At 70.8% G+C, this 1,100-nt stretch carries 1 protein-coding gene; it reads left to right on the forward strand.

Going from position 1 to position 1,100, the window contains the following annotated elements:
• Window positions 1-182 precede the first annotated feature (182 nt).
• Window positions 183-998 (forward strand): helix-turn-helix transcriptional regulator, encoded by an 816-nt coding sequence (locus AB0O29_RS36315; RefSeq protein WP_365160817.1) that lies wholly within the window; start codon window positions 183-185, stop codon window positions 996-998.
• Window positions 999-1,100 lie beyond the last annotated feature (102 nt).

Here is a 1,100-nt window from a genome sequence, read left to right on the forward strand (position 1 = left end):
CGGACGCGGACGGGACCGCCGCCCCGGCGGTCGGGGCCGCCTCCCGCGAGGGCGACTGAGGCTGCGGCCGAAAAGCACCTGCGAGGCTTTTGCACCTGCGGAATGAGCAAGATAAAACGCTACCATTGCCCGATATTTGCGTCGTGCTGGTCGGTTGTGGTCAGAGGGAGACTCCGATGCCAATGGGGTGCTTAGACGACGAGGGGCCTCGGGACAAGGCCGCCGAGCACAAGCGGCTCGCCCCCCTGCTCCGCGCCTGGCGGCTCACCGCCGGTCTGACCCGGGGCCGCAGGAAGGCGCTCTCGCAGAAGGAGGTCGCCGAGGCGGCCGACGTCAGCGAACGCTGGTACCGCAGCCTGGAGACCGGCGGCACCGTCTCCCTGCCCCCCGAAGTCCTCGACCGGCTGGCACACGCCCTCTCCCTCGGCATCGACGAACGCCTGACCCTCTACGCCCACGCCCTCAGGGGCTCCGCCTTCACCCGTCCCTACACCGTCGGCGGCGAGGGCCTGCCGGACAGCCTCCGGCAGCTCGTCGAAAGCCCGCTCCACGCGCCGGCCTACCTGATGGACCACGCCTGGAACCTCATAGGCCACAACACCTACATGGCCGTCTGGTTCCCCTGGGTCGTCCGCGACCCTTCGCCCAACCTGCTGCGCTGGGCGCTCACCTCGCCCGAGGCGCGCGCACAGCTTACGGACTGGCATGTGCACGCCGAGCACTACCTCGCGCAGCTGCGCTTCTCCCTGCTCAACTGGCCGGAGGACCAGACCCTCGACGAGCTCCTGGACGAGGTGCTGCAGGTGGCCGAGTGCCGCCGCATCTGGCACGGCCCGACGCAGGTGCTCGCCTACCGCCAGGGACACCGGTTCCGGCTGCGCCTCCCGCACGTCTCCACCGAGGAACTGACCGTCTCCGCACAGGTCCTCCTCTCCCCGCACCACCCCGGTGTCCGCTTCGTCATGCTCCTCCAGGACCGGGCCGGGCCCGCCCGCTGAACCGCGGCCGCCCGCCGTACCCGGTCCCCTCACAGGGAACGGAAGTACCGATCATGCCGCACGCCCAGTTCGACCCCACCGCCCGCCAGGCCCTGGCCGTGA

It is taken from the genome of Streptomyces sp. NPDC089915 (genome assembly GCF_040684675.1).
In the GTDB taxonomy this organism is placed as follows: Bacteria; Actinomycetota; Actinomycetes; order Streptomycetales; family Streptomycetaceae; genus Streptomyces.